The organism is Pseudomonas sp. P97.38 (assembly GCF_001269745.1).
In the GTDB taxonomy this organism is placed as follows: domain Bacteria; phylum Pseudomonadota; class Gammaproteobacteria; order Pseudomonadales; family Pseudomonadaceae; genus Aquipseudomonas; species Aquipseudomonas chlororaphis_E.
In genome coordinates this window covers 150,398-174,328 of record NZ_LHVJ01000027.1, presented here as the reverse complement: position 1 = coordinate 174,328, position 23,931 = coordinate 150,398, and the positions used below count along the sequence as shown (strand labels likewise).

Here is a 23,931-nt window from a genome sequence, read left to right as displayed (position 1 = left end):
TTATGGCTATAAATCCAATTTCCATCGACAAATAGAAAGACTACTGAACAGTAAAGCCTTCATCGCCGTCCGACCAGTAACGGACTCGACCCGCGTTCAAAACAACAACAAAACAACAGGAAGGAAGGTCAAACCATGCTTGAATCCAGACATCTGCTCACGGCCCTCGGAGTGTCTCTGATGATCGCCACCTCTGCCTCCCAGGCCGCCGGCCTGACTCAACAACGCGCAGCGTTCGGCAAGACCGACGACGGCACGGCCGTGGAAAAATTCGTGCTTCGCAACAGCCACGGCATGGAAGCCACGGTCATTACCTACGGCGGGATTCTCCAGTCGCTGATCGTGCCGGACAAACACGGCAAGCCCGCCGACGTGGTGCTCGGCTTCGACGATGTGCAGGGTTACCAGAAGAACGGCAACGTCTACTTCGGCGCAACCATCGGACGCTTTGGCAACCGCCTGGCCGACGGGGCCTTCGAACTGGACGGCAAGCGTTATCAAGTGCCGCAGAACGACCACGGCAATGCGTTGCACGGTGGCCCGCAAGGGTTCGACAAGCGTGTATGGAAAGCCGAACCCCATGAGGGCAAGGATTCGGTGGGCGTGACCCTGACCTACCTGTCGGCGGACGGCGAGATGGGTTTTCCCGGCGCGCTGAAGACCGACGTCACCTACAGCCTCAACGAAAAGAACGAATTGCGCATCGAGTACAAGGCCACCACCGACAAGCCGACGGTGTTGAACCTGACCAACCACAGCTATTTCAACCTGGCCGGTGCCGGCAACGGTGACATCCTGAAACAGGTCGCCACCCTGCACGCAGCCCGCTACACCCCGGTGAACGGCAAGCTGATCCCCACCGGCGAACTGGCCCCCGTGGCCGGCACACCGATGGACTTCACCCAACCCACCGCCATTGGCACGCACATCAAGGCCGATCACCCACAACTCAAGTTCGCCGAACCGAAACAGGGCGGCTTCGACTTCAACTGGGTGCTGGACGCCAAGGGGGACGTGGGCAAACTCGCCGCCGACGCCTACGACCCGCAATCGGGACGCTACCTGCAGCTCTATACCAGTGAGCCTGGCGTGCAGTTCTACACCGGCAATTTCCTTGATGGCACGATCAAGGGCAAGCAAGGCAAGGTCTATCCGCACTGGGGCGCCTTTACCCTGGAAACCCAGCACTACCCGGATGCGCCCAACCAGCCGAACTTCCCTTCGACGCGCCTTGATCCGGGCCAGACCTACACCCAGACCATGGTGCTGAAGTTCTCCACCAAGTAATCCCCCCGCTCGCCCCCATGGGTCCGGCTCAAGCCGCCAACCTGTGGGAGCGGGCTGGCTCGCGAAAGCGGTGGATCAGCTCGAATCGATTTTGGATGTACCGCCGTCTTCGCGGGCAAGCCCGCTCCCACAGGGAAGAGGCGTTGACCGCAACATTCGCCACCGCCTGAATCACCTTTGTGGGAGCGAACCTGCTCGCGAAGAGGTCGGCGCAGACAGACCGCTTTCGCGAGCAGACTCACTCCCACAGGCCTTGAACCCTTGGTCTATCCTGCTGCCACATGCCTGACGTTCAACCACACAGGAGACAGTCATGAAGACTCTGGAATTGGCCGGCGTATCCGTACCCGTGATCGGCCAAGGCACCTGGCACATGGGCGAGGAACCGTCCCAGCACAAGCAGGAAGTGGCCGCCCTGCGCCTGGGCATCGAACGGGGGATGACCCTGATCGACACCGCGGAAATGTACGCTGAAGGCGGCGCCGAGGCTGTCGTGGGCGAGGCGATCACCGGCCTGCGCGACCAGGTGTTCCTGGTGAGCAAGGTCTACCCCCACAATGCCAGTCGCAAAGGCATTCCCCTGGCCTGCGAACGCAGCTTGCGACGGCTCGACACTGACTACATTGACCTTTATCTGCTGCACTGGCGCGGGCAGTACCCGCTGGAGGAAACCGTCGAGGCTTTCGAGCGCCTGCGCGAGGAAGGCAAGATCGGCCACTGGGGTGTGTCGAACTTCGATGTCGCCGACCTCGAAGAACTGGCCGCGCCGGCCTGCGCCACCAACCAGGTGCTGTACAACCTGCAAGCACGCGGCATCGAATTCGACCTGCTGCCCTGGTGCCAACAGCGCAGCATGCCGATCATGGCTTACTGTCCGGTCGGCCAGGGCGGGCACCTGCTCAAGGACAACACCCTGCGCCAGATCGCCGAGCGCCACGGCGCGACACCGGCGCAGATCGCGCTGGCCTGGCTCCTGCGCCAGGACAATGTCATTGCCATTCCCAAGGCGGTGCAGCCCGAGCACGTGCGGCTGAACGCCGAAGCGGCCGATCTGCAACTGGCCCCCCAGGACCTCGCGGCCCTGGACCTGACGTTTGCGCAACCCCAGGGCAAGCAGCGGCTAGCGATGGTTTGATTCGCGGGCAAACGCCTATGTGGCGAGGGAGCTTGCTCCCGCTCGATTGCGCAGCGATCGTGATGCTTCCGGGGCCGCTGCGCGGCCCGGCGGGAGCAAGCTCCCTCGCCACAAAAGCATGCGGCCACCGCCGTCAGAACAACCCCATCTGCCCACCCACCAACGTCGAGAAGTCATCGTCCACGAACGGCAGGATCGCGTCCGCCACCGGTTGTAGCTGCTTGCTCACGTAGTGGTCGTAATCGATCGGTGCGCTGCGGGCTTCCAGCGGTTCCGGGCCGGCGACGGTGATGACGTAGTTGATCCAGCCACCATTCTGGTATTGCCGCGGGCGGCCCTGGCGCTGGTTGAACTCGTCGGCCAGCCGCGCCGCCCGCACGTGGGGCGGTACGTTGCGTTCGTAGTCGTCCAGCGGACGGCGCAGGCGTTTGCGGTAGACCAGACGTTCGTCGAACGCGCCGGCCAGGGTCTGATGGACGTAATCGCGCACGTAATCCTGGTAAGGCTTGCGGTGGAAGATGCGCTCGTACAACTCCTGCTGGAACTGCCGGGCCAGCAACGACCAGTCGGTGCGCACGGTCTCCAGCCCCTTGTAGACGATTTCGTCGTGGCCGTCGGCGCGGGTCACCAGCCCGGCGTAGCGTTTCTTGCTGCCCTCTTCCGCGCCGCGGATGGTCGGCATCAGGAAGCGCTTGAAATGGGTTTCGAACTGCAACTCCAAGGCACTCTCCAGCCCGAACTCGTCACGCACCTGCTCGCGCCACCACTGGTTGACGTGTGCCACCAGTTCGCGGCCGATCTTCGCCGCTTCCTCCTGGCCATGGGCGCGCCGCAGCCAGACGAACGTGGAGTCGGTGTCGCCGTAGATCACCAAGTGCCCCTGGGCTTCGATCAACTGTCGGGTGCGCTGCATGATCTGGTGGCCGCGCAAGGTGATGGACGAAGCCAGCCGCGGATCGAAGAAGCGACAGCCACTGGAGCCGAGCACACCATAAAAGGCGTTCATGATGATTTTCAGGGCCTGGGACAGCGGGGCGTTGTGTTCGCGCTTGGCCGTCTCCCGGCCTTCGGCGACCCGTGCCACGATGGCCGGCAGGCAATGCCGGGTACGGGAGAAGCGTGCCCCGCGAAAGCCCGGCACCGACTCGCGCTCGCCTGGGTGGCGCAGGCCTTCGATCAAGCCCACCGGGTCGATGAGGAAGGTGCGGATGATCGACGGGTACAGGCTCTTGTAGTCCAGCACCAGCACCGATTCGTAGAGCCCCGGTTGTGAATCCATGACGAAACCACCCGGGCTGGCCTCGGGCGGGCGTTGTCCCAGGTTGGGCGCGACGAAGCCCTGGCGGTGCATCAGCGGCATGTACAGATGCGTGAAGGCCGCCACCGATCCGCCGCTGCGGTCCGCCGGCAGGCCGGTGACGCTGGCCCGCTCCAGCAGGAATGTCAGCAGTTCGGTCTTGGCGAAAATCCGCGTCACCAGCTCGCAGTCCTTGAGGTTGTAGCGCGCCAGCGCCGGCTTGTCCTCGGCGAACATGCGGTTGATCTCGTCCATGCGCTGGTACGGGTTATCGATCGACTTGCCCTCCCCCAACAGGGTCTGGGCGACGTTTTCCAGGCTGAACGAGGGGAAACTCCAGGTGGCCGAACGCAGCGACTCGATGCCGTCGATGATCAGCCGGCCGGCCGCCGAAGCGAAAAAGTGATTATTGCGCGCGCCGTGCTCGCGCCATTGCATCTCTTCACCGTCGCGCCCCAGGCGCAACGGCACGGCCAACCGGCGGGCATGTTCATGCAGCACGCGCAGGTCGAACTGCACCACGTTCCAGCCGATGATGGCGTCGGGGTCGAAGCGGGCGAACCACTCGTTGAGCTTCTTGAGCAGCAGCGTGCGCGATTCGCAGTATTCGAGCTGGAAATCCACGCCGCTGTCGTCGCCATTGGGCGGCCCGAGCATGTAGACCTGGCGCTCGCCGCAGCCTTCCAGGGCGATGGAGTACAGATCCCCCTGGGCGGTGGTCTCGATGTCCAGGGACACCAGGCGCAGCGCCGGACGGTAACCGGGCGCCGGTTTCATCTGCGCCTCCAGCAGCAGGCCATCGGCCCCCGGAGTGCCACCGAACCACACCGGCGCGGTGATAAAGCGCTCCATCAGGTAGCGCTCCGGCGGCCGGATGTCGGCCTCGAACACCTCGACACCGGCACGGCGCAGCGTGGTGTCCAGGCGCATCAGCTGGGCGTGTTGCTGGCAATACAGGCCCAGTACCGGGCGATGCTGGAAATCCAGCAGGTCCAAGGGACGCAGCTCGATGTCCTTTTCGCCTTGCAACAGGCCCTGGAGCTGATCGCGCTGGACCTGCGGCACGAACGCCACCGACGACTGCATCGGCAGGCGCACGCGCCGGGGGCCGGCATCGGTGGCCAGCCAGAATTCGACTTCGGTGCCGGCCGGGGTGTCGCGCCAATGCCGGGTCAGGACGAAGCCCTGCTGTAGATCCACCACTGCAACCTCGAATTTTACGTAGGGGCTGATTCTACCTGCGGCGAGAGATCTTCACCTGCCCAACCGACATAGCCACTGTGGCGAGGGAGCTTGCTCCCGCTGGGGTGCGAAGCAGCCCCGAAGGTGTTCATCTGATGCTTGGCCGCTCTGGGGCCGCTGCGCAGCCCAGCGGGAGCAAGCTCCCTCGCCACAAGGTGGATGAAATGCCATCAGAGATATTTTGCTTGCCCATGACGTTATTTGACGACTGGCCGCCGCTTTCCCGCTTGCTCTGCGCCGCCGGGTCTACGATTCTTTAAGCACACCTGCAAAAACAACCCGAGGCCCACCATGAAAACCGTCGCGCAATTGCTCCGGATAAAAGATGAGAAGAACCAGCAAGTGCACACCATCTCACCGGACGACATGGTATTGCAGGCCCTGATGCGCATGGCCGAGAAGAACGTCGGCGCCTTGCTGGTGGTGAAGAACGGGGAAGTGCTGGGGATCATCAGCGAACGTGACTACGCGCGCAAAATGGTCCTGCACGGGCGCTCGTCGGTGGGAACCAAGGTCAGCGACATAATGGTGTCCCCGGTGATCACCATCGACCCGCACCAGAACGTCGAGACCTGCCTGAGCATCATGACCGAAAAGCACCTGCGCCACTTGCCGGTGGTGGACGACGGCAAGCTCGTCGGCCTGCTGTCCATCGGCGACCTGGTCAAGGAAGCCATCGCCGAACAGGCCGACCTGATCCGACAACTGGAGCAGTACATCCGCGGCGAATGACCGGTCGCAGCAGGGTCAACACGCTGGGCGCGAGCGGGCTCGCTCCCAGCGTCGCTGCCACAGCTTGCTGATTGGCCGTTCACTTCTATATTGAAGGGGTTGCCTCTGCCCGAGCCTCTCGATGGCCACTTCCGCCCGACTGATCATCTGTGAGCATTGCGATGCGGTGTATGAGCCGGTGGTCCTCGTGCGGCATCAAAAAGCCTCGTGCGTGCGCTGCCACGCGGTCATCCAGCGCTACAACGGCCTGAGCATCGAGCAACGCCTGGCCCTGACCCTCACGGCCGCGGTGCTGTGGGCGTTCACCAATGTCTATCCGGTCATGAGCATCCGGTTCAAGGGCCTGAGCAACAGCGCCACGCTGTGGGACTCCATCGTCGCCCTGAGCCAAGGGCCGATGACCTTCATCGCCCTGGTGGCCGCCGTCGCAATCATCGTCGCACCGGCCCTGCAATTGGCGCTGCTGCTCTGGGTACTGGGCTACGCCCACGCCAGCCGACGGGCGCCCGGCTTCAACCTGTGCATGCGCAGCCTGGAGAGCCTGCGGCCCTGGAGCATGCTCGAAGTGTGCCTGCTGGGTGCCCTGGTGGCGGTGATCAAGCTCGCCGGCTTGCTGGACGTGCTCCCCGGCATCGGCCTGTTTACGCTGGCGGCCTTGAGCCTGCTGATGATCCGCATTGCCGGGCGCGATGTCCGCGACCTGTGGGACAGCCTGTGAACGGCCTGCCGTCGGCCGACCCGCCCAAGGCCGACGACCTGAACCTGTGCCTGTGCCACGGCTGCGGCCTGGCCTGCGACATGAGCGACGAACCCCAGGCCTGCCCACGCTGCGACGCCGACCTGCATCGCCGCAAACCCAACCCCATCACCCGCACCTGGGCCTACATGCTGGCCGCGCTGGTGTTCTATATCCCGGCCAACCTGCTGCCGGTCATGAATACCCAGATGCTCGGCGACGGTGCCGACAGCACCATCATCAGCGGCGTCATCGAGTTCTGGCAAGGCGGCGCCTGGGACATCGCCCTGATCATTTTCATCGCCAGCATCGCGGTGCCGGGCATCAAGTTCGTCGTGCTGACCTTGCTGCTGGTCACCGTCCAGCGCCGCAGCACCTGGGCCCAGGTCCAGCGGGCCAAGCTTTACCGGCTGGTGGAGGTGATCGGCTACTGGTCGATGCTCGATGTGTTGGTGGTGGCCCTGGTGGCCGCGCTGGTCAAGTTCCAGGCCCTGAGCGACATCGAGCCACGCCCGGGCATTCTGTTTTTCGGCCTGGTGGTGCTGTTCACCATGTTGTCGGCCATGAGTTTCGACCCCCGGCTGATCTGGGACACCCAACCCTGCGAGGAGGCGCTGGATGAAGACGCAAGCCACTGACGGGCAACGGCCCGCGCCAGGACGCGCCAATGTCACCACCCGCCGCTGGACCGTTTCGCTGGTGTGGATCGTGCCGATCATCGCGGTGCTGGTGGGCCTGTCCCTGGTGGTCCACGACTGGCTGCAGGAAGGCCCGACCATCACCATCACCTTCAAGACTGGCCAAGGCCTGACCGCCAACAAGACCGAGGTGAAATATCGCAATGTGGTCATCGGCCAGGTCACCGACGTGCAATTGAGCAACGACCAGAAAAACGTCACCGCCACGGTCAAACTGGCCAAGAACGCCGACACTTTCACCCACGAAGACTCGGTGTTCTGGGTGGTCCGGCCGCGCATCGGCGCCGGCGGGATCTCGGGGATCGACACCTTGCTGTCCGGTGACTTCATCGGCGCCGACGCCGGCCAGTCGAAGGTGCGCGCCAAGTCCTTCACCGGCCTGGAAGCCCCGCCGCCGATCACCTACGGCGAACCGGGCAAGCGCTTCACCCTGCACTCCCAGGACCTCGGCTCGCTGGACATCGGCTCGCCGGTGTACCTGCGCAAGATCCCGGTGGGCCAAGTCGTGTCCTACGCGCTGGACGCCGAGGGCAAGGGCGTCGACATCGACGTGTTCGTCAATGCGCCCAACGACGCCTACGTCACCGAAAACACCCGGTTCTGGAACGTCAGCGGCGTGGACGTCAACGTCGGCGCCAACGGTTTCGCGGTCAAGACCGAATCCCTCTCGGCCCTGCTGCTGGGCGGCATCGCCTTCCGGGCCCCGGATTACAACCCCAACGACAGCCCGGCCAGCGCGGACAAGACCTTCGAGCTGTTCGCCGACCAGCAGAGCGCACTCGCGCCACCCAATGGCAAGGCCCAGTACCTGGCGTTGCGCTTCGATCAGGCGCTGCGCGGCTTGCGGGTCGATGCGCCGGTGGAATTCCTCGGTGTGGAGGTCGGCCGGGTGGTGGCGATCAACCTGGATTTCGACGAGAAACAGCGCAGCTTTCCGGTCAACGTCGGCGTGGTGATCTACCCGCAACGCCTGGGCAAGGCCCATGAGAAACTGCTCAAGGCCCTCAATCACAACCCCGACGACGAAGCCGCTGGCGCACGCCTGATCGGCAGTTTCGTCGAGCGCGGGCTGCGCGCCCAGGCCCGCAGCGGCAACCTGCTGACCGGGCAGTTGTACATCGCGCTGGACTTCTACCCCAAGGCGGAAAAAGTCGCCTTCGACCCCAATGCCCGACCGGTCCGTATCCCGACCATTCCGGGCAGCCTGCAGCAGCTGCAGGAACAGCTCCATTCAATGGTGGAACGGATCAACAAGCTGCCGCTGGAGAGCATCGCCAGCAACCTGGACGGCAACCTGGTGGAACTGCGCAAGGGCCTGAAACAGATCAACGGCAAGACCCTGCCCGGCGTGCAAAGCACCTTGCAAGACGTGAGCAAGACCCTGCAATCGGCCAACTCGACCTTCGCCGAGGATTCGCCCCAGCGCGAACAACTGACCGAGACCCTCGACGAGCTGGGCCGTATGTCGCGCTCGCTACGCGAGTTGTCCGACTACCTGAGCCGCCACCCCGAATCGCTGCTGCGCGGACGCCCCAAGGATGCCCCGGCGCAGAACCTCACGTTGCCGCCGAACGAATGATCACAGGAGCCCGCCTGATGCCGCTGAAACTCATAGGGCTCGCCATCGCCCTGTTGCTCGTCGCCTGCCGCAGCGACCCTATCCACTACCACACCCTGAGCCCCGCCCAGCCGGCCGGCCCGTCGCGGTCCAACGTGGACATCCAGGTCGAGCAAGTCAGCGTACCGCCCCAGGTGGATCGCACCCAGATGGTCATCCGCCAGGGCAACAGCGCCCTGGCGATCCTGGAAACCGAGTGGTGGGGCGCCAGCCTGGCCGATGAACTGCACAGCAGCCTGGACGAACAGTTGAACAATCCCGGCGCGGCCAAGCGTTTGCTGCGCGTGGACGTGAAGCGCTTCGACTCGATTCCCGGTCGCTACGCCCGCATGGATGTGCAATGGCGACTGCGGGGCACACAGTCCCCCACCCTCACCTGCCGCAGCAGCCTGCAAACGCCGGCGGGTGGCAGCATCGACGCGCTGGTGAGCGCCCATCAGAACAACGTCCGTCAGTTGGTGGGCCTCGTCGAGCAGGCCGCCACGACAAACGCCTGCCCCTGATTCACTCGGCCCAGTGCAGCGACAACACGGGCGCCACCCGTGGATGGCAGTCGATGCGCGCCAGCAAGCCGTGGAACTCGGGACGAGCATTCAGCATCGCCTCGCGCGTGCCGCTCCAGCGAGTGATCACGGCGGCCAGGATATCCAGGGCTCCCGGTTCGGCACCGCCGAAAAAAGGCCTGGCCGCGAACTGGTCGGCAAACAAGGCCCAGTTGCGATACAGCCGTTGCTGGGTACCTCGGACCAATGACTCGGCGCAGGCTTCATCGCCACCGTCCAGCCAGCGCTGTGGAAAATCGAGGATGCCGATGGGCGTGTAGCAATTGGCGGCGACATAGACCAGGCCGCGCAGGATTTGCGCACGTTCGAGGGGATCGTCAGGCAGCAGCTTCGACGCGGGAAAGCTCAGCCCGAGGTGAATCAGGATCGCGGCCGCCTCGGTCAGCACCGAACCATCCGGTAATTGCAGGGTGGGCACTTGGACTTGTGGGTTCAATGTCTTGAGCTCGCGCGTTGCCTCGCTGTCCTCGGTCGAATAGGCATCGATCCGGCGAAACGGCACGCCGCACCACTCCAGCGCGATCTCCACCGCCGCCGACCCGGACTGACGGTGACCGAACAACTGATACATGAGGGGGTCTCCTGAGGAAGGGGTTATGGGGTAGAGCCCGCCAACCCCGCGGCGTTCCAACCAACCTCACTGTTGCGGTATCGAGCTGACCGGCTGCACACCAACGAGCTATCACCGCGGTCGATATCCACCATCATTTCAATGAAGTTCTTATTGACGGTGGTCGGACGCAACAATGGCGCCACACCAACCACTGCACCCCCGGAGCACACCCTCATGAAACGCCAAATCATCCTCAGCCTTGCTTTCTCGGTCCTGGCCGCCAACGTATTCGCCGCCACCGCCCAACCTGTTGTCGCCGAAGGCGGCTCCGATCGCCTGATCGAAAAACGCGTTGCCGAAGGTGGTGCTGATCGCCTGCTGGAACGCCGCGTTGCCGAGGGTGGTTCCGATCGCCTGCTGGAACGCCGTGTCGCCGAAGGTGGCGCCGATCGCCTGCTGGAACGCCGCGTCGCCGAAGGTGGTGCTGATCGCCTGCTGGAACGCCGCGTTGCCGAAGGTGGTTCCGATCGCCTGCTGGAACGCCGCGTCGCCGAAGGTGGTGCCGATCGCCTGCTGGAACGCCGCGTCGCCGAAGGTGGTGCTGATCGCCTGCTGGAACGCCGTGTCGCCGAAGGTGGTTCCGATCGCCTGATCGAGAACCGCGCATGAAGGAGGCCCATGCAACCCAGGCCCCAGACAATGCAACACCCACCGTGGCGAGGGAGCTTGCTCCCGCTGGGCTGCAACGCAGCCCCCGACAATAACCGCGAGCAAGCACCCTCGCCACGGTCTCTTCTCAAATACCCAAGCCCCGCCATCGACCTCGCTTCATCGCTACCGCCCCGACGCCCGCGCCATACACCGCTGATAACGCTCATCCACCCGCTTGGCAAACCACGCCGTGGTCAACGTGCGCGTGATCTTCGGGCTCTTGAGCACGATCCCCGGCAACACCGCCCGCGGCAACGGCTTGCCTTCCGCGCTTTCGGCCAGCTCGAACACCCGCTTGTAGAGCTTGCTGTCCTCGAACGCCAGGCTGTCCCCCAGCTCCAGTTGATCGCGAATGGTCGGGTTGCGCATCCCCAACGACTTGCCCAGCGTGCGTACCGCCAGCTCCGTGCTACCCGGCATGATGGAGCCGTGCAGGATCAGATCACCGTCCAGCGCCAGGGAAATGCCCGACGCCCGACTCACCGCATGCTGGAACGCCGCATTGCGACTGGCGTACCACCCGGCATTGAAATCGGCGAAACGGTACAGCGGCTCGGTGTAGCTCACCGGATAGCCCAGCAAGTGGGCGATGCCGAAATACAGGCCGCCGCGACGGCTGAACACTTCGCGACGGATCGAGCCATCCACCGTGTAGGGGTAGTTGCGGGCATTGGCCTGGGCAAAGGCGATGCTGACCTGCATCGGCCCACCGGTGTGCACCGGGTTGAAGCCGTCGAACAGCGTCTTGCCCAACGGCACCATGCCGATGAAATCATCGAAGATCTCGCTCAACGCCTTCTCACTGCGCACCGCGTTGAGCCGGTCGGCGTAGCTTTTGCCGTTGGGCGAGCGCACCTCAAGCGCACCGCTGATCAACAGCCTGGGAATGTGCATCTTCGCTGCGCGGCGATCGATCTCTTCCCGGGCGATCTTGCCCAGCCCCGGCACGCTGGGGTCGGCCTGGAAGGTTGATTCCTGCTCGGTCACCGCCAGGACTGCACAGATATTCTGCGTCGTGGTCGAGATCTGCTGGGCTGAGAAGGCCACATAGATGTCATTGGCCCACCCTTCGCGATCCACGGTCTTTGACGGCAGCAACCGCACGATCTGCCGTTTGACCTCGTCCGGTTGGCGTTCAGGCTCCTGGGCCTGGCGACTGCCGCAACCGGCCAGGGCCAGTAATGCGACAAGGCTGATCATCCATCGAGTGAGTTGCATGTTGCCCCATGAGGTCCGTTGGTCCGCAGCCACCATACGACCAAATGCCGGACGAGGCTACGTTCGCTCGCTCGGGGCGACGGGGCACCACACCCTCCCCTCGGAATCGACCGGTTACACCCTGGCGGGATGTGCCGACGCCTTCGCGAGCAAGCTCGCTCCCACAGGCGTTTTCACCCTGGATCCGTGGTCAGATCCCGCTTGATGCAAGGTCCATCGCAAAGTAGGTGAAGATCAGGTCGGCCCCTGCTCGCTTGATCGCCCCCAGGCTTTCACGGACCACCCGGGCTTCATCGATGGCGCCGGCCTGGGCGGCGAACTTGATCATCGCGTATTCGCCACTGACCTGATAAGCCGACAGCGGCAGGTTCGACGCCTGGCGGATGTCACGGATGATGTCCAGGTAGGCACCGGCCGGCTTGACCATCAACGCATCGGCCCCTTCCTGCTCATCGAGCAGCGATTCGCGCAGGGCTTCGCGGCGGTTCATCGGGTTCATCTGGTAGCTCTTGCGGTCGCCCTTCAAGGCGCTGCCGCCGGCTTCGCGGAACGGCCCATACAGCGCCGAGGCGAACTTGGTCGAATAGGCCATGATCGCCGTCTGGCTGAAACCGGCTTCGTCCAGGGCCCTGCGAATGGCCTGGACCTGGCCGTCCATGGCCGCCGACGGGGCGATCACATCGGCGCCGGCGCGGGCCGCTGCCACGGCCTGCTTGCCCAGGTTGACCAAGGTCCGGTCATTGTCCACTTCGTGCCCGTGCAGGACGCCACAATGGCCATGATCGGTGTACTCGCAAAAGCAGGTATCGGACATCACGATCATTTCCGGCACGGCGTCCTTGCAAATGCCGGCCATGCGCGACACCAGGCCACGCTCGCTCCAGGTATCGCTGCCGTCGCCGTCCAGGTGGTGGGAGACGCCAAAGGTCATCACGGCCTTGATGCCGGCCCGGGCGTAGCGTTCGATCTCGCTGGCCAGCTTCGATTCAGGGATGCGCACCACGCCCGGCATGCTCTTGATCGGCACGAAGTCGTCAATTTCCTCTTCGACGAAAATCGGCAGCACCAGGTCGTTCAGGGTGAACTCGGTTTCCTGGAACAGGCTGCGCAAGCTGGCATTGCGACGCAGACGGCGTGGACGTGCTTCGGGGAACTGGCTGGACATGGGACTCCTGGGCAATTGGGGGCTCGATCACAGGGGGCAAAGCTTATGCCCAGGTCGACCCGGGCACAAACGCCGGCTGGAAAACAGAGTGTTACCGGCGGGGCAATAATCGCCTTATAGGGCCAACGTGCCATTGATGCAAATCACCCCAGCACTGCCCGGGCGTCATCAGCCGCTCATTCCGGAATTTTCAGGCCACGAACCACCGCCGGTCGCGCCAGGAAGCGCTCCAATACCCGCGTTACGTTGGGAAAATGCTGGATACCCACCAGGTCACCGGCCTCGTAGAAACCGATCAGGTTGCGCACCCATGGAAAGGTCGCGATATCAGCGATGGTGTAGCGCTCGCCCATGATCCAGTCGCGTCCTTGCAGGCGCCCGTCGAGCACTTTGAGCAGGCGTTTGCTTTCTTCGACGTAACGGTCACGGGGGCGCTTGTCCTCGTAGTCCTTGCCGGCGAACTTGTTGAAGAACCCCAGTTGCCCGAACATCGGCCCGATCCCGCCCATCTGGAACATCAGCCACTGGATCGTCTCTTAGCGCGCCGCCGACTCCTGGGCCAGCAACTGGCCGCTCTTGTCCGCCAGGTAGATCAGGATCGCCCCCGACTCGAACAGCGCCAGCGGCTTATCCCCCGGCCCGTGGGGGTCGAGAATCGCCGGAATCTTGTTGTTGGGGTTCAGGGACAGGAACTCGGGGGATAACTGATCATTGCTGCCGAAGTCCACTTTGTGGGGTTCGTACGGCAGGCCGATCTCTTCGAGCATGATCGAGACTTTCACGCCGTTGGGGGTCGGCAGCGAATAGAGCTGGATCCACTCAGGGTATTGAGCGGGCCATTTGCGGGTGATGGGAAATGGGTTCAGGTCAGCCATGGTCGCAGGTTCCGAGAGGAATGGATGAGCGAGGATAATCCAAATCCGGAAAGCCCTCATAGGCGTGATCGGGCCCTGCGCTGTTCTTAATTTCGCAACATCCTGTCGCTAATGTTCAGTGCATCGCTGGGAAGGAACCGGCCGCAGGATCGAACCAAAGGGCCTCAACGGACTCTGAGCAATGCCCTTAAGGGAACCGAGGCGGTGTCATGACACGGAAAACACCCGAGGCCATCCGCCTCGTGGTGCCAGGGTTTGTCAGCCTGACTCAAAGAAGACTGAAGAATCGATCCGATGATGAACCCACTGAATTTCGCCAAGCGCCTGCAGCACCGTTCGTGGCTGCTGCTGCCGACCTTACTGGTGGTCTGCGGCCTGGCGCTGTCGCTGGAGTCCAGCGTCAGTCGCGCCCAGCCAGTCGACGGTGTCCAGACCCTGGTGTTCCTGCGCCATGCCGAGAAACCGGCCGGCGGCCTGGGCCAGCTCAATTGCCAGGGCCTCAACCGAGCCATCGACCTGGCCACCCTGCTGCCGGAAAAATTCGGCAAGGCCGACTATGTGTTTGCGGCCAACCCGACCCGCAACGTCGAAGAAGGCGAGCTGGATAACTCCTACAGCTACATTCGCCCACTGATGACCATCAGCCCCAGCGCCATCAAGCTCGGGCTGCCGGTGAACATCAATTATTCGGCCAACGACACCAGTGACCTGGCGGATGAGTTGCTGCACGACAAGTACCACAACGCCACCATCTACACCGCCTGGTCCCATGGCTACCTGCCGGAGCTGATCAACAAAGTCGCCGGCGAGGCCGTCGGCAAGAAGCAGACCATTACCGAAGACTGGGAATCCGGGGATTTCGATTCGTTGTATGTGCTGACCCTGACCTGGCATAACGGCAAGGCCAGCCTCTCCAGCCGGACCTACAAGCAAGGCCTGGATAACGGTCAGGAAACCTGCCCGACCTGAGGCATCAGCCGCGGTGGCGGGAGCGTCGGGGCCTGACCGGCGGGAGGACGTTGCTCTCGGCGGGAGTCAGTGCCGCGGGGTATGATGCAGCCATTCTCCCGCTACCCGGATTTTCTCCATGTCTTCATCCTCTGCCACTGCTCACCGGGGCTGGTCGTTCTGGTACAAGCCTGCCCTGTTCCTGCTGGTGGCCTGCGTCGGCCTCTATTACGTCAAGTGGTCGCCCTACTACCTCAAGGCCTTTGTCGCCGCCGACAACCACAGCATCGGCGGCTCGATCCTCAATGATGCCCAGACCGCGCCGCTGACAGCGGCCCTGGCCTACGCCCAGGTGTACTTCCTGGCCATCTGGAAGGCGGCGGTGCTGGCGGTGATCCTCGGCTCCCTGCTGCAAGTGTTGATCCCCCGTGACTGGTTGCTGCGCCTGTTCGGCCGGGCCGGATTTGCCTCGACCCTGCGCGGTGGGCTGTTCGCGCTGCCCGGCATGATGTGCTCGTGCTGCGCCGCGCCAGTGGCGGCCGGCCTGCGTCGGCAGAACGTTTCGGTGGGCGCGGCACTGGCCTTCTGGATCGGCAACCCGGTCCTCAACCCGGCGACGCTGGTGTTCATGGGCTTCGTGCTGGGCTGGGGCTTCACCGCCCTGCGTCTGGTGGCCGGTATCGTGCTGGTGTTCGGCGTGTCGATGGTGGCCCAGCGCATTGCCCGCCCCGAGGCCCTGCCCGAAGCCGCCGTGGAAGCGGTGGCCGAAGCCAGCACGGTAGATGCGCAGCCGTTCCTGATCCGTTGGGGCCGGACCTTGTGGCAGCTGTTCTGGAGCACCATTCCGATCTACGTGCTGGCGGTGCTGGTGCTGGGCGCGGCGCGGGTCTGGCTGTTCCCCCACGTCGACGGCGCCATGGCCGACAGCCTGGTGTGGCTGGTGCCGCTGGCCATTGTCGGCACGTTGTTCGTGATTCCTACCGCGGCGGAAATCCCGATCGTGCAGACCATGATGACCCTCGGCATGGGCACCGGCCCCGCCGTCGCGTTGTTGATGACCCTGCCGAGCATCAGCCTGCCGTCGCTGTTGATGCTGCGCAAGGACTTCGATGCCCGCGTGCTGGTGACCGTGGCGCTGCTGACCATGGTGGTGGGGATTGTTTGCGGGTTGATTGGGGCGGTGGTGCTCTAGCAGGCTGGCACCTGATTGCCGGACAGCCACAAACCCTGTGGGAGCGGGCTCGTTCGCGAAGGCGTCGACACATTCAAAAGAGATGCGAGCTGACACACCGCTTTCGCGAGCAAGCCCGCTCCCACATGGGGTTGCGGTGAAATTCACTGTTGAGGCTGACCCACGCTCGCCGCCCGCTCCCGCAAATACTCCACCACCGCCGCCTGCTCCCCCGAGAACTCGATGCGCAGGCCTTTCTTTTCACGCTGGTACACGTACATCGGGTCGTAGTACTCACGCAGCAGGCCTTCGATCCAATCCCGATGCAGGTCGACCGCGCCGCTGCGAGCCTGCTCCGCCAGGGCAGCTTCCAGGATGCCCATCAAGCGCCGGTGACGGTCGCCCCCCAGGCGCTTCTGGATGTTGCCCAGGCTCGCCAACAACCGCTCGGCAAACGCTGAGAACCCCTGTTCGCCCTGGACCGCGACGAACTCGGCGCACAGGTTGACGATGTAGTCCCGCAGGATCCGCTCGACCCGCCGCTCTACGCTGTCTTGCAACCAGACCATCGGCACCTGCTGCATGCGCTGGAACAATGACAGGGGCAAGGCGCAACTGCCGATCATGCGGTTCTCATCTTCCAGCACGAAGTGCTCGATGCCCGCCGCGCGCTTTTTCAACACGTCCACCGCCAGGCGGTTCTCGAAATCGATGTTGGACGGCTGCCCAGTGGCGCGCTTGCCGAAACTCGAACCGCGATGGTTGGCATGGCCTTCCAGGTCAAGGCTGTTTTCCAGCTGGGCCAGCACGTCGGTCTTGCCGGTGCCGGTCATGCCCCCCAGCAACACCAGGTCGCACTGGCTGACCGCCTGCTCGACCGTCTCCAGCAGGAACGTGCGCATGGCCTTGTAGCCGCCGGCCACCCTGGGGTACTCGATGCCCGCTTCGTCCTTGAGCCACTGCTGGACGATCTGCGAACGCAAGCCGCCGCGAAAGCAGTACAGAAGACCCTCGCGATGCGTGTGGGCAAACTCGGCCCAGGCCTGGATGCGTTGTGCCTTGGTCTGGCCGGACACCAGCTGATGACCCAGCACGATCGCCGCCTGCTGCCCTTGCTGCTTGTAGCAAGTACCGACGCGTTGCCGCTCGCTGTCGGTCATCAGCGGCAAGTTGACCACGCCGGGGAAGGCCCCCTTGATAAATTCGATGGGCGCCCGGATGTCCATCATGGGCCGGTCGTTGAGGAAGATGTCGCGGTAATCGGTGATGTCATCGGCCATCATGACACCTCGACCGCGTGGGTCTGTCGCTCGACCAGTTCGCCAATCGGCTCCAGCGCCAGGCCGAGCTCCGCGGCGACCCGCAGAAACTCCGCTTCGCCCTGCGCGGTGACGGCGATCAGCAGCCCGCCACTGGTCTGTGGGTCGCACAAGACCCGCTTGTGCAATTCCTGGACCCGGCCCACCCGGCTGGCGTAGCTGTCGTAGTTGCGCAACGTGCCGCCCGGCACACAGCCCAGGTCGAGGTAATACTCGACGCTCGACAGGCGCGGCACCGCGTCATAGCGGATGCGCGCCGTCACCTGGCTGCCATCGGCCATTTCCACCAGATGCCCGAGCAGGCCGAAGCCGGTGACGTCGGTCATCGCCGTTACGCCATCGAGCTTGCCGAAACGGCTGCCAGGCTTGTTCAGGGTGCACATCCAGTCACGGGCCAGGCCCACGTCGGCGGCCCGCAGCTTGCCCTTCTTTTCAGCGGTGGTGAGGATGCCGATGCCCAGGGGCTTGGTCAGGTACAAGCGGCACCCCGCAGTGGCGGTGTCGTTGCGTTTCATATGGCGCTTTTGCACCAGGCCGGTGACCGCCAGGCCGAAGATCGGCTCCGGTGCGTCGATCGAATGCCCGCCCGCCAGGGGAATGCCCGCCTCGTCGCACACCGAACGCCCGCCGCGAATCACCTCCCGGGCGATTTCCGGGGCCAGCACGTTCACGGGCCAGCCGAGAATCGCGATAGCCATCAGCGGATCACCGCCCATGGCGTAGATGTCGCTGATGGCATTGGTGGCGGCGATGCGTCCGAAATCGAAAGGGTCATCGACAATCGGCATGAAGAAATCGGTGGTCGAGACGACCCCGCGCGCCTCGTCGATGGCGTATACCGCGGCGTCATCCCTGGACGCATTGCCGACCCACAGGTTGGGGTCGAGGTTCTGCGCACCGCTGCCGGCCAGGATCACTTCCAGTACCTGGGGCGAAATCTTGCAGCCGCAGCCAGCACCGTGGCTGTACTGGGTCAGGCGAATGGGCTCGCTCATGGGCATACCTCTCGTCATTCAGGGTGACCGAGTCTACCAGCATCCCCCGTGCCCCAGCGCCGCACACGATGAGTGCCAGGCGCTGGGAGTTGCCACCCTTTGGTGCCTCTTCAAATGGCGGCACGGTGACCACGGCATGAAGATTGACCAAAAGGCCAGAAAAAACGGACGTTCCCTTTGTTTTTCAAGCCTGTACGAAAATCTGGTACAGGATGTGCAAACGTTTGCGAAGCCAGTCGCTCGCCGCGAAACGACGACGGTTCTTTCAATCACGGAACACGGGCTTCGGCCCGCTCGGACAAGGATTTTCCATGCACCTCACTTCCCGGCGTTGCACCTCGCCCGGTCCTTGGGCAGCCTGCCTGCTACTGACCGCCGTTACCGGACTACTCAGCACCACCACGCTGGCGCAGACGAACGAAACGTCCGCCCAAGGCGAAGCCCTCAGCCCCGAGGCCACCCAGCCGAAGAAAGGCGCCTACCTGTCGGACTGGTACAACCAGGACCTGACGATCATTGGCAGCAAAGACATCAGCTTCGGCCCACAACCCACCGACGACGTGTACCTGGAGTACGAATATTTCGGTCGCAAGGGGCCGTTCGAACTGTATGGCTACGTCGACATCCCGAAGATCTTCACCATCGGCAACAGCCATGACAAAGGTGTGTGGGACCATGGCTCGCCGGTGTTCATGGAGCATGAGCCGCGCATTTCCATCGATACCCTGGCCGGACGCAGCCTGGCCATCGGACCGTTCAAGGAATGGTACGTGGCGTTCGACTGGATCTACGATCACGGCAGCAACAGCGCCAATCGCGCCAACACCTTGTACAGTGGCCTGGGCACCGACATCGACACCCATTCGAGGGTCAACCTGTCGGCTAACCTCTATGCTCGCTACCAATGGGAAAACTACGGCGCCAGCAATGAGTATTCCTGGGACGGCTACCGCGCCCAGCTCAAGTACATCGTGCCGATCAGCCAGTTCAGCAACGGCGCTTCGCTGACCTACATCGGCTTCACCAATTTCGACTTCGGTTCGGACCTGCACCAGGACAACCCGGCGCGCACCGCCAACGCCACGGTCGCCACCAATGTCCTGCTGTACTCGTTCACGCACTTGCGCTTTACCCTGGTGGGCCGCTATTTCCACAACGGGGGCAACTGGCAGGACGGCAGCGAGCTTGATTTTGGCGAAGGCAGCTTCCGCGCCCGATCCGATGGCTGGGGGTATTACGCGGGGGTTGGCTATCAATTCTGATCCGATACCTGCCCACAAAAGCATCTGTTTCGATTCCACGGAGGTCACGAAAGCATGATCAATCGCCTGTGTGTTCCAATCGGCCTGGCAACGGCCGCCCTGTTCAGCACGACCGCCGGGGCAGCCCCGCCGCTGCAACCCAAGGTCATGCTGATCACGATGTTTGCCCCCGAGGCACAAAACTGGATCGAGCGCCTGGCGCTCAAGGATGAAATCCGCATCCCCGGGTTGTCGGCCGAGTACCCGACGATCCGTTGCAACGCCGAACGGGTCTGTCTGATGATCACCGGCATGGGCCAGACCAACGCCGCTGCCTCGACATTGGCCCTGGCCCTGTCGCCCCGCGTCGACCTGCGCAAAAGTTACTTCCTGGTGGCCGGGATCGCCGGGATCAACCCGCATCACGGCACCCTGGGCACGACCGCCTGGGCCCATTACCTGGTGGAATTCGGCACCCAGTGGGAGCTCGACTCGCGGGACGTGCCCAAGGACTGGCCCACCGGCTACCTGGGGATCAACACCAAGGGCCCCAACGAAAAACCGCCGCTGGACTACAAGACCGAAGTCTTCGAACTCAATCCCGCGCTGCAAGCCAAGGCCTTTGCCCTCAGCCAGAACGTAAGCCTGACGGAAAGCGAGGCGTCGGCAGCCTGGCGCGTGAAATACCCCTACGCTCCGGCCAACCAGCCACCGGTGGTGACCCGCTGCGACACACTGGCGGGCAACACCTGGTTTTCCGGGACACGTCTGAGCGAACGGGCCGAAGTCTGGACCCGCCTGCTCACCGATGACAAAGGCGTGTATTGCACCACCCAGCAGGAAGACAACTCCACCTACGAGGCCTTGTCGCGGGCCAGTCGTAAGGGCCGGGTGGACATCAATCGGCTCGCGGTGCTGCGCGCCGGCTCCGACTTCGATCGACCCGAGCCCGGCGGCAATGAAGTGGACAACCTGCTCAAGTACGCCGACCAGGGCGCGTTCGTCCCTGCCCTGGAAAACCTGTTCCGCACCGGCAACCCGCTGGTGCAGGACATCGTCAAGCACTGGTCGACCTGGGAGCACGGGGTGCCAAGGTCCTGATCCTCGCGGCTGCGGAGGGCGTTGCGATGCGGGGACCGATCCCCGCTAGCCCTCACAGCCCAGCCCACCTCACTGCGATGGAATTTTCCATTGCCTGGGGGATCACTTGAACATCATCCCAGCGTACCCATTCAGGAGACTGCGATGCCCAATGCCCCTGCCGCCGCCGACAGCACCCACCTTGACTACGGTCTGGACACCCTGTTTGGCCGCGAAACCAAAACCATCGAGTGCCAGCTCGACGTCAAGCGCCTCGACGACGGCGAACCACCCTGGTTCGCGCTGCACGTCAGGCCACCGCTGCCGGACGACCTGCACAAGGCTCAGATCGTGGTGTTCAGCGCCGAGGGCCGGCGCATCAGCGGCATCGTCCGACGCACCGAGCGCCTGGCCGACGACAGCCTGCAACTGGACGTCGAACCCGACTGAGGCGCTCAGGCCTGCCGCGCGCTGCTGCGATACATGAACACCAGCGCCAGTGCCAGGCAGACCATGGCCAACATCCGGCTGCCGGACAACTCGATGGCCGGGTTGCCCAGCCAGCCGAAGTTGTCGATCAGCATGCCCATGCCCAATTGGCCGACGATCACGGCAACTGTCGCGACGGCGGTGCCGACCCTGGGCACCGCCCCTACCATCACCATCATGTAGACCACGCCGAACAGCGCGCCACTGAGTTGCCATTTCGGCACCTCCAGCAAGGTGACCGCGTGGGCCGGTTCGAAAAACACGATCAGCAGGCCAGTGACCACCGCGCCCACGACAAACGTCAGCAAGCTGCTGCGCAACACCCCGACCGTCTGGCCCAGACGACCATTGATAGCGGCCTGCACGCTCAACACCGCCCCCGCCGCGACCACCACCAGCAACAAAAGAACCAGATTCATCATCAACCTCGGGCAATCAGGACAAGGGCCACGACAATCAGCGCCAACGCCAGCCAGCGCTCGCCATTGACGCGCTTACGGGTGGCACCGAACCAGCCGAAGTGATCGATCAGCACGCTTTTGCCCACTTGGCCGGAAAGAATCGCGACCATGGTCATGGCAATACCGATGTGAGGCGTGGCGAGCGTGAGCACCACCACGTAGACCGGTCCCAGGAAACCGCCAATCAGTTGCCAGCGCGGCAGCTCACTCAACGCCGGCCCTGGCTGCCGGCCACTGAGCAGCAACAGCAGGAACAGAACCGCCGCGCCCACGCCGAAAATGCTCAAGGTGGCCCACAAATGACCGACCTGAACGCCCAGCGGCCCCAACAGGCCCGCCTCCACCGACAACCCCATGCCCGCCAGAATCACCAGCGGCAGCAACAGCCAGCGCAAGAACGGCCGGGGTTTGGCGGTAGCCGTCACCGATTCGGCCTCGCTGATGGAAGACGCTTGCATAGTCACACCCTGTTCCAGGAAAGAAGGGCCGGCATTATCGGCTGGCATCGCTGTGCGATAAATGGGAGCATCCCGACAACACTTTTGCGTATTACGCACAGAAGGAATCGCCCATGCAGGGGCTTGACGAGCTTGGCTTCAAGGCACTCCGACTCTTTGTCGCGGTGCTCGACCACGGCAGCTTTTCCGAGGTGGCCAGACGCGAAGGCCTGGCGCCCTCCTCCATTTCCCGGCAGGTCCAGTTGATGGAGCAGGCCCTGAACCAGCAACTGCTCTATCGTCACACCCGCGCGGTCTCCCCGACCGAGGCCGGCCGCCTGCTGGGCCACCACGCACGCCTGCTGCTGGTGCAGTTGGAAGAAGCCGAACAGGCCTTGCAGGAGCAACACAGCGAGCCGTCCGGCCTGGTGCGGATCAATGCCCCGGTGGTGTTCGGCCAACGCCACCTCAGCCCTTGGCTGGGACCGCTGTGCGAGCGCTATCCGAAGCTGCAACTGGAGATCCAGCAAACCGACAGCTACGTCGATCCGCTCCAGGAGGGGGCCGACCTGCTGTTTCGCATCGGTCCGTTGCACGACTCCGGCATGCAGGCGCGGATCATCGCCGCCCATCGCTTCCAGATCGCCGCCAGCCCGGCCTACCTGGCCCGTCACGGCACGCCTCTCAAGCCCCAGGACCTGGCGCACCACCAGTGCCTGGCCTACAAAGGCGTCACCGGCCAGCAGCGTTGGTTTTTCCGCCGCCCCGGCCAGGCGTGGACGCCCTACAGCGTCAAGGGCCCGATCACCGGCAACCACGCCGACACCTTGACCCAGGCCGCCGAGCAGGGCCTGGGGCTGGTGATGTTCCCGTCATGGCTGATCGGTGAAGCGGTGCGCAACGGCACATTGGTGCCGGTGCTGCGCGACTACGAAGCCTCCAACAGCCTCGAACCCCAACAGATCGCCATGCTGTGGCCGGGCAGCCGCCGGTTGTCCGTGAAGGTGCGCACGGTGATCGATTTCTTCTTCGAGTGTTTTGGCGAAGTCCCCTATTGGGACCGCTGACAGGGGCCACGCCCTGAACACGGTGGACGCGGTTCACTGGCCAGGGGCTGGGTGTTAACGTGGCACTCCGAGAAGCGACAAGGACGACGGCGTGCTGCTGCTCAAACTGCTGGTGATTCCGGGTTTCCTGTTGCTGATTTCCCTGGCCGGTCGACGCTGGGGCCCGAGTGTGGCCGGTTGGCTGTCGGGATTGCCGGTGGTGGTGGGGCCGATTCTGTTGTTCCTGGCTCTGGAACAGGGCGAGGCGTTCGCCGCCCGATCGGCGACGGCGGCGTTGTCGGCCATGTTTGCGATGATTACGTTTTGCGTGGTGTACGCCCAGGTTGCCCAGCGCCGGGGTTGGCCTTGGGCGCTGGGCATTGCATTGGCTGCCTGGGCCTTGGTGGCACTGGTGCTGTCCTGGCTGCCGGCCTCGCTGCCATTGGCGAGCCTGTTGGCGGCAGTGGCTTTGCTGGCGGCGCCTTATCTGTTCCCGGTGGTCCGGCCCGTGATGCAGGGGCCAACGCGCACGTCCGACAAACTGCTGCTGCGCATGATCGCCGGCGCGCTGCTGACCCTCGCGGTGACGTGGCTGGCCAGCACCGTGGGCGAACGCTGGAGCGGGTTGCTGGCGGTGTTTCCGCTGCTGGGCAGTGTCATGGCGGTGTTTTCCCAGCAAACCCGCGGGCCGGCGTTCACGGCGGCGCTGCTGCGAGCCACGGCCACCGGCATGTATTGCTTCGCCGCGTTCTGCCTGACCGTGGCCCTGACCCTGCCGCTGCTCGGCCTGCCGGCCTTTGCCCTTGGCGTTGCCGTCTCGGCGGTCATGCTTCTGGTGACCCGACGCCTGTTGGTGCGCACGCCTCCATCGGCCTGCGTAGCCGCACCGAAATGACCGACGTGCCTGCCGTTGC

At 63.9% G+C, this 23,931-nt stretch carries 23 protein-coding genes and 1 pseudogene; 15 read left to right on the top strand and 9 right to left on the bottom strand.

Going from position 1 to position 23,931, the window contains the following annotated elements:
- Positions 1-135: 135 nt before the first annotated feature.
- The gene (locus tag AD664_RS22480; protein WP_053149899.1) at positions 136-1,287 is read left to right on the top strand and encodes an aldose epimerase family protein; all 1,152 of its coding nucleotides are present in this window, start codon (positions 136-138) and stop codon (positions 1,285-1,287) included.
- 313 nt (positions 1,288-1,600) lie between these two features.
- Positions 1,601-2,422, top strand: coding sequence for an aldo/keto reductase (locus tag AD664_RS22475; RefSeq protein WP_053149896.1), 822 nt, complete (start codon positions 1,601-1,603; stop codon positions 2,420-2,422).
- Between the two features lie 133 nt (positions 2,423-2,555).
- Here the strand turns inward: AD664_RS22475 and AD664_RS22470 are convergent, their stop codons facing one another.
- The gene (locus AD664_RS22470; RefSeq protein WP_172679755.1) at positions 2,556-4,919 is read right to left on the bottom strand and encodes a DNA polymerase II; all 2,364 of its coding nucleotides are present in this window, start codon (positions 4,917-4,919) and stop codon (positions 2,556-2,558) included.
- 333 nt (positions 4,920-5,252) lie between these two features.
- Between AD664_RS22470 and AD664_RS22465 the strand changes: the two genes are divergently transcribed.
- The 5 genes from AD664_RS22465 (at position 5,253) to AD664_RS22445 (ending at position 9,248) form a co-directional block, all read left to right on the top strand.
- Positions 5,253-5,693: a CBS domain-containing protein gene (locus AD664_RS22465; protein WP_042728728.1), complete on the top strand. Its 441-nt coding sequence runs from the start codon at positions 5,253-5,255 to the stop codon at positions 5,691-5,693.
- A gap of 121 nt (positions 5,694-5,814) precedes the next feature.
- Positions 5,815-6,411: a paraquat-inducible protein A gene (locus AD664_RS22460; RefSeq protein ID WP_053149890.1), complete on the top strand. Its 597-nt coding sequence runs from the start codon at positions 5,815-5,817 to the stop codon at positions 6,409-6,411.
- Positions 6,408-7,067 (top strand): paraquat-inducible protein A, encoded by a 660-nt coding sequence (locus AD664_RS22455; RefSeq protein WP_053149887.1) that lies wholly within the window; start codon positions 6,408-6,410, stop codon positions 7,065-7,067. The genes AD664_RS22460 and AD664_RS22455 overlap by 4 nt, the downstream gene beginning before the upstream one ends.
- Positions 7,048-8,706: an intermembrane transport protein PqiB gene (locus AD664_RS22450; protein ID WP_053149885.1), complete on the top strand. Its 1,659-nt coding sequence runs from the start codon at positions 7,048-7,050 to the stop codon at positions 8,704-8,706. The genes AD664_RS22455 and AD664_RS22450 overlap by 20 nt, the downstream gene beginning before the upstream one ends.
- Positions 8,703-9,248, top strand: coding sequence for a membrane integrity-associated transporter subunit PqiC (locus AD664_RS22445; RefSeq protein WP_371260980.1), 546 nt, complete (start codon positions 8,703-8,705; stop codon positions 9,246-9,248). Before AD664_RS22450 ends, AD664_RS22445 begins: the two co-directional genes overlap by 4 nt.
- A 1-nt stretch (position 9,249) precedes the next feature.
- On the opposite strand, the gene AD664_RS22440 is transcribed toward AD664_RS22445, so the two are convergent.
- Positions 9,250-9,879: a glutathione S-transferase family protein gene (locus tag AD664_RS22440; protein WP_053149879.1), complete on the bottom strand. Its 630-nt coding sequence runs from the start codon at positions 9,877-9,879 to the stop codon at positions 9,250-9,252.
- Positions 9,880-10,095: 216 nt separating this feature from the next.
- Here AD664_RS22440 and AD664_RS22435 point away from each other — a divergent pair, with 216 nt between their 5' ends.
- Complete coding sequence (locus AD664_RS22435; RefSeq protein ID WP_053149876.1) at positions 10,096-10,530, top strand: hypothetical protein; 435 nt, start codon at positions 10,096-10,098, stop codon at positions 10,528-10,530.
- A gap of 165 nt (positions 10,531-10,695) precedes the next feature.
- Here the strand turns inward: AD664_RS22435 and AD664_RS22430 are convergent, their stop codons facing one another.
- The 3 genes and pseudogenes from AD664_RS22430 to AD664_RS22420 form a co-directional block, all read right to left on the bottom strand.
- Complete coding sequence (locus tag AD664_RS22430) at positions 10,696-11,790, bottom strand: DUF1615 domain-containing protein (RefSeq protein WP_053150084.1); 1,095 nt, start codon at positions 11,788-11,790, stop codon at positions 10,696-10,698.
- 190 nt (positions 11,791-11,980) lie between these two features.
- On the bottom strand, positions 11,981-12,955 hold the full coding sequence (gene hemB, locus AD664_RS22425; RefSeq protein WP_042728735.1) for a porphobilinogen synthase: 975 nt from the start codon (positions 12,953-12,955) through the stop codon (positions 11,981-11,983).
- Positions 12,956-13,131: 176 nt separating this feature from the next.
- Positions 13,132-13,830 (bottom strand): annotated as a pseudogene (locus AD664_RS22420) (glutathione binding-like protein).
- Positions 13,831-14,124: 294 nt separating this feature from the next.
- Here AD664_RS22420 and AD664_RS22415 point away from each other — a divergent pair.
- Together AD664_RS22415 and AD664_RS22410 are read left to right on the top strand one after the other, a co-directional pair.
- Positions 14,125-14,799 carry a hypothetical protein gene (locus AD664_RS22415; RefSeq protein WP_042728737.1) on the top strand — a complete coding sequence of 225 codons (675 nt, stop codon included), beginning with the start codon at positions 14,125-14,127 and terminating at the stop codon, positions 14,797-14,799.
- Between the two features lie 118 nt (positions 14,800-14,917).
- Complete coding sequence (locus AD664_RS22410) at positions 14,918-15,970, top strand: permease (RefSeq protein WP_053149873.1); 1,053 nt, start codon at positions 14,918-14,920, stop codon at positions 15,968-15,970.
- A gap of 143 nt (positions 15,971-16,113) precedes the next feature.
- On the opposite strand, the gene mnmH is transcribed toward AD664_RS22410, so the two are convergent.
- On the bottom strand, positions 16,114-17,229 hold the full coding sequence (mnmH, locus tag AD664_RS22405) for a tRNA 2-selenouridine(34) synthase MnmH (RefSeq protein ID WP_053149870.1): 1,116 nt from the start codon (positions 17,227-17,229) through the stop codon (positions 16,114-16,116).
- A complete protein-coding gene (gene selD, locus AD664_RS22400) occupies positions 17,229-18,263 on the bottom strand; it encodes a selenide, water dikinase SelD (protein WP_053150082.1) in 1,035 nt (344 codons plus the stop codon). The genes mnmH and selD overlap by 1 nt, the downstream gene beginning before the upstream one ends.
- Before the next feature lie 311 nt (positions 18,264-18,574).
- Here selD and AD664_RS22395 point away from each other — a divergent pair, with 311 nt between their 5' ends.
- The 3 genes from AD664_RS22395 to AD664_RS22385 all read left to right on the top strand — a co-directional run bounded on the left by AD664_RS22395 (position 18,575) and on the right by AD664_RS22385 (position 21,034).
- The gene (locus tag AD664_RS22395) at positions 18,575-19,525 is read left to right on the top strand and encodes a nucleoside-specific channel-forming protein Tsx (RefSeq protein WP_053149867.1); all 951 of its coding nucleotides are present in this window, start codon (positions 18,575-18,577) and stop codon (positions 19,523-19,525) included.
- Positions 19,526-19,579: 54 nt separating this feature from the next.
- Entirely contained in the window at positions 19,580-20,605 is a 1,026-nt protein-coding gene (locus AD664_RS22390; protein ID WP_053149864.1) for a purine nucleoside permease, read from the top strand.
- Between the two features lie 144 nt (positions 20,606-20,749).
- A complete protein-coding gene (locus tag AD664_RS22385) occupies positions 20,750-21,034 on the top strand; it encodes a hypothetical protein (protein WP_042728742.1) in 285 nt (94 codons plus the stop codon).
- Positions 21,035-21,039: 5 nt separating this feature from the next.
- On the opposite strand, the gene AD664_RS22380 is transcribed toward AD664_RS22385, so the two are convergent.
- Both AD664_RS22380 and AD664_RS22375 read right to left on the bottom strand, forming a co-directional pair.
- On the bottom strand, positions 21,040-21,492 hold the full coding sequence (locus tag AD664_RS22380; RefSeq protein WP_053149861.1) for a DMT family transporter: 453 nt from the start codon (positions 21,490-21,492) through the stop codon (positions 21,040-21,042).
- 2 nt (positions 21,493-21,494) lie between these two features.
- Positions 21,495-21,992, bottom strand: coding sequence for a DMT family transporter (locus AD664_RS22375; RefSeq protein WP_053149858.1), 498 nt, complete (start codon positions 21,990-21,992; stop codon positions 21,495-21,497).
- 113 nt (positions 21,993-22,105) lie between these two features.
- On the opposite strand from AD664_RS22375, the gene AD664_RS22370 reads away from it, so the two are divergent.
- On the top strand, positions 22,106-23,038 hold the full coding sequence (locus AD664_RS22370) for a LysR family transcriptional regulator (protein WP_053149853.1): 933 nt from the start codon (positions 22,106-22,108) through the stop codon (positions 23,036-23,038).
- A 91-nt stretch (positions 23,039-23,129) separates the two neighbouring features.
- Complete coding sequence (locus tag AD664_RS22365) at positions 23,130-23,912, top strand: hypothetical protein (RefSeq protein ID WP_053149850.1); 783 nt, start codon at positions 23,130-23,132, stop codon at positions 23,910-23,912.
- The last annotated feature ends 19 nt before the right edge of the window (positions 23,913-23,931 follow it).

What these genes read in the sequence shown, in the direction of transcription:
- AD664_RS22480 (WP_053149899.1), top strand. Translation starts at nt 136, where the DNA reads ATGCTTGAATCCAGACATCTGCTCACGGCCCTCGGAGTGTCTCTGATG.
- AD664_RS22475 (WP_053149896.1), top strand. Translation starts at nt 1,601, where the DNA reads ATGAAGACTCTGGAATTGGCCGGCGTATCCGTACCCGTGATCGGCCAA.
- AD664_RS22465 (WP_042728728.1), top strand. Translation starts at nt 5,253, where the DNA reads ATGAAAACCGTCGCGCAATTGCTCCGGATAAAAGATGAGAAGAACCAG.
- AD664_RS22460 (WP_053149890.1), top strand. Translation starts at nt 5,815, where the DNA reads ATGGCCACTTCCGCCCGACTGATCATCTGTGAGCATTGCGATGCGGTG.
- AD664_RS22450 (WP_053149885.1), top strand. Translation starts at nt 7,048, where the DNA reads ATGAAGACGCAAGCCACTGACGGGCAACGGCCCGCGCCAGGACGCGCC.
- AD664_RS22445 (WP_371260980.1), top strand. Translation starts at nt 8,703, where the DNA reads ATGATCACAGGAGCCCGCCTGATGCCGCTGAAACTCATAGGGCTCGCC.
- AD664_RS22440 (WP_053149879.1), bottom strand. Translation starts at nt 9,879, where the DNA reads ATGTATCAGTTGTTCGGTCACCGTCAGTCCGGGTCGGCGGCGGTGGAG.
- AD664_RS22435 (WP_053149876.1), top strand. Translation starts at nt 10,096, where the DNA reads ATGAAACGCCAAATCATCCTCAGCCTTGCTTTCTCGGTCCTGGCCGCC.
- AD664_RS22430 (WP_053150084.1), bottom strand. Translation starts at nt 11,790, where the DNA reads ATGCAACTCACTCGATGGATGATCAGCCTTGTCGCATTACTGGCCCTG.
- hemB (WP_042728735.1), bottom strand. Translation starts at nt 12,955, where the DNA reads ATGTCCAGCCAGTTCCCCGAAGCACGTCCACGCCGTCTGCGTCGCAAT.
- AD664_RS22415 (WP_042728737.1), top strand. Translation starts at nt 14,125, where the DNA reads ATGATGAACCCACTGAATTTCGCCAAGCGCCTGCAGCACCGTTCGTGG.
- AD664_RS22410 (WP_053149873.1), top strand. Translation starts at nt 14,918, where the DNA reads ATGTCTTCATCCTCTGCCACTGCTCACCGGGGCTGGTCGTTCTGGTAC.
- mnmH (WP_053149870.1), bottom strand. Translation starts at nt 17,229, where the DNA reads ATGGCCGATGACATCACCGATTACCGCGACATCTTCCTCAACGACCGG.
- selD (WP_053150082.1), bottom strand. Translation starts at nt 18,263, where the DNA reads ATGAGCGAGCCCATTCGCCTGACCCAGTACAGCCACGGTGCTGGCTGC.
- AD664_RS22395 (WP_053149867.1), top strand. Translation starts at nt 18,575, where the DNA reads ATGCACCTCACTTCCCGGCGTTGCACCTCGCCCGGTCCTTGGGCAGCC.
- AD664_RS22390 (WP_053149864.1), top strand. Translation starts at nt 19,580, where the DNA reads ATGATCAATCGCCTGTGTGTTCCAATCGGCCTGGCAACGGCCGCCCTG.
- AD664_RS22385 (WP_042728742.1), top strand. Translation starts at nt 20,750, where the DNA reads ATGCCCAATGCCCCTGCCGCCGCCGACAGCACCCACCTTGACTACGGT.
- AD664_RS22380 (WP_053149861.1), bottom strand. Translation starts at nt 21,492, where the DNA reads ATGAATCTGGTTCTTTTGTTGCTGGTGGTGGTCGCGGCGGGGGCGGTG.
- AD664_RS22375 (WP_053149858.1), bottom strand. Translation starts at nt 21,992, where the DNA reads ATGCAAGCGTCTTCCATCAGCGAGGCCGAATCGGTGACGGCTACCGCC.
- AD664_RS22370 (WP_053149853.1), top strand. Translation starts at nt 22,106, where the DNA reads ATGCAGGGGCTTGACGAGCTTGGCTTCAAGGCACTCCGACTCTTTGTC.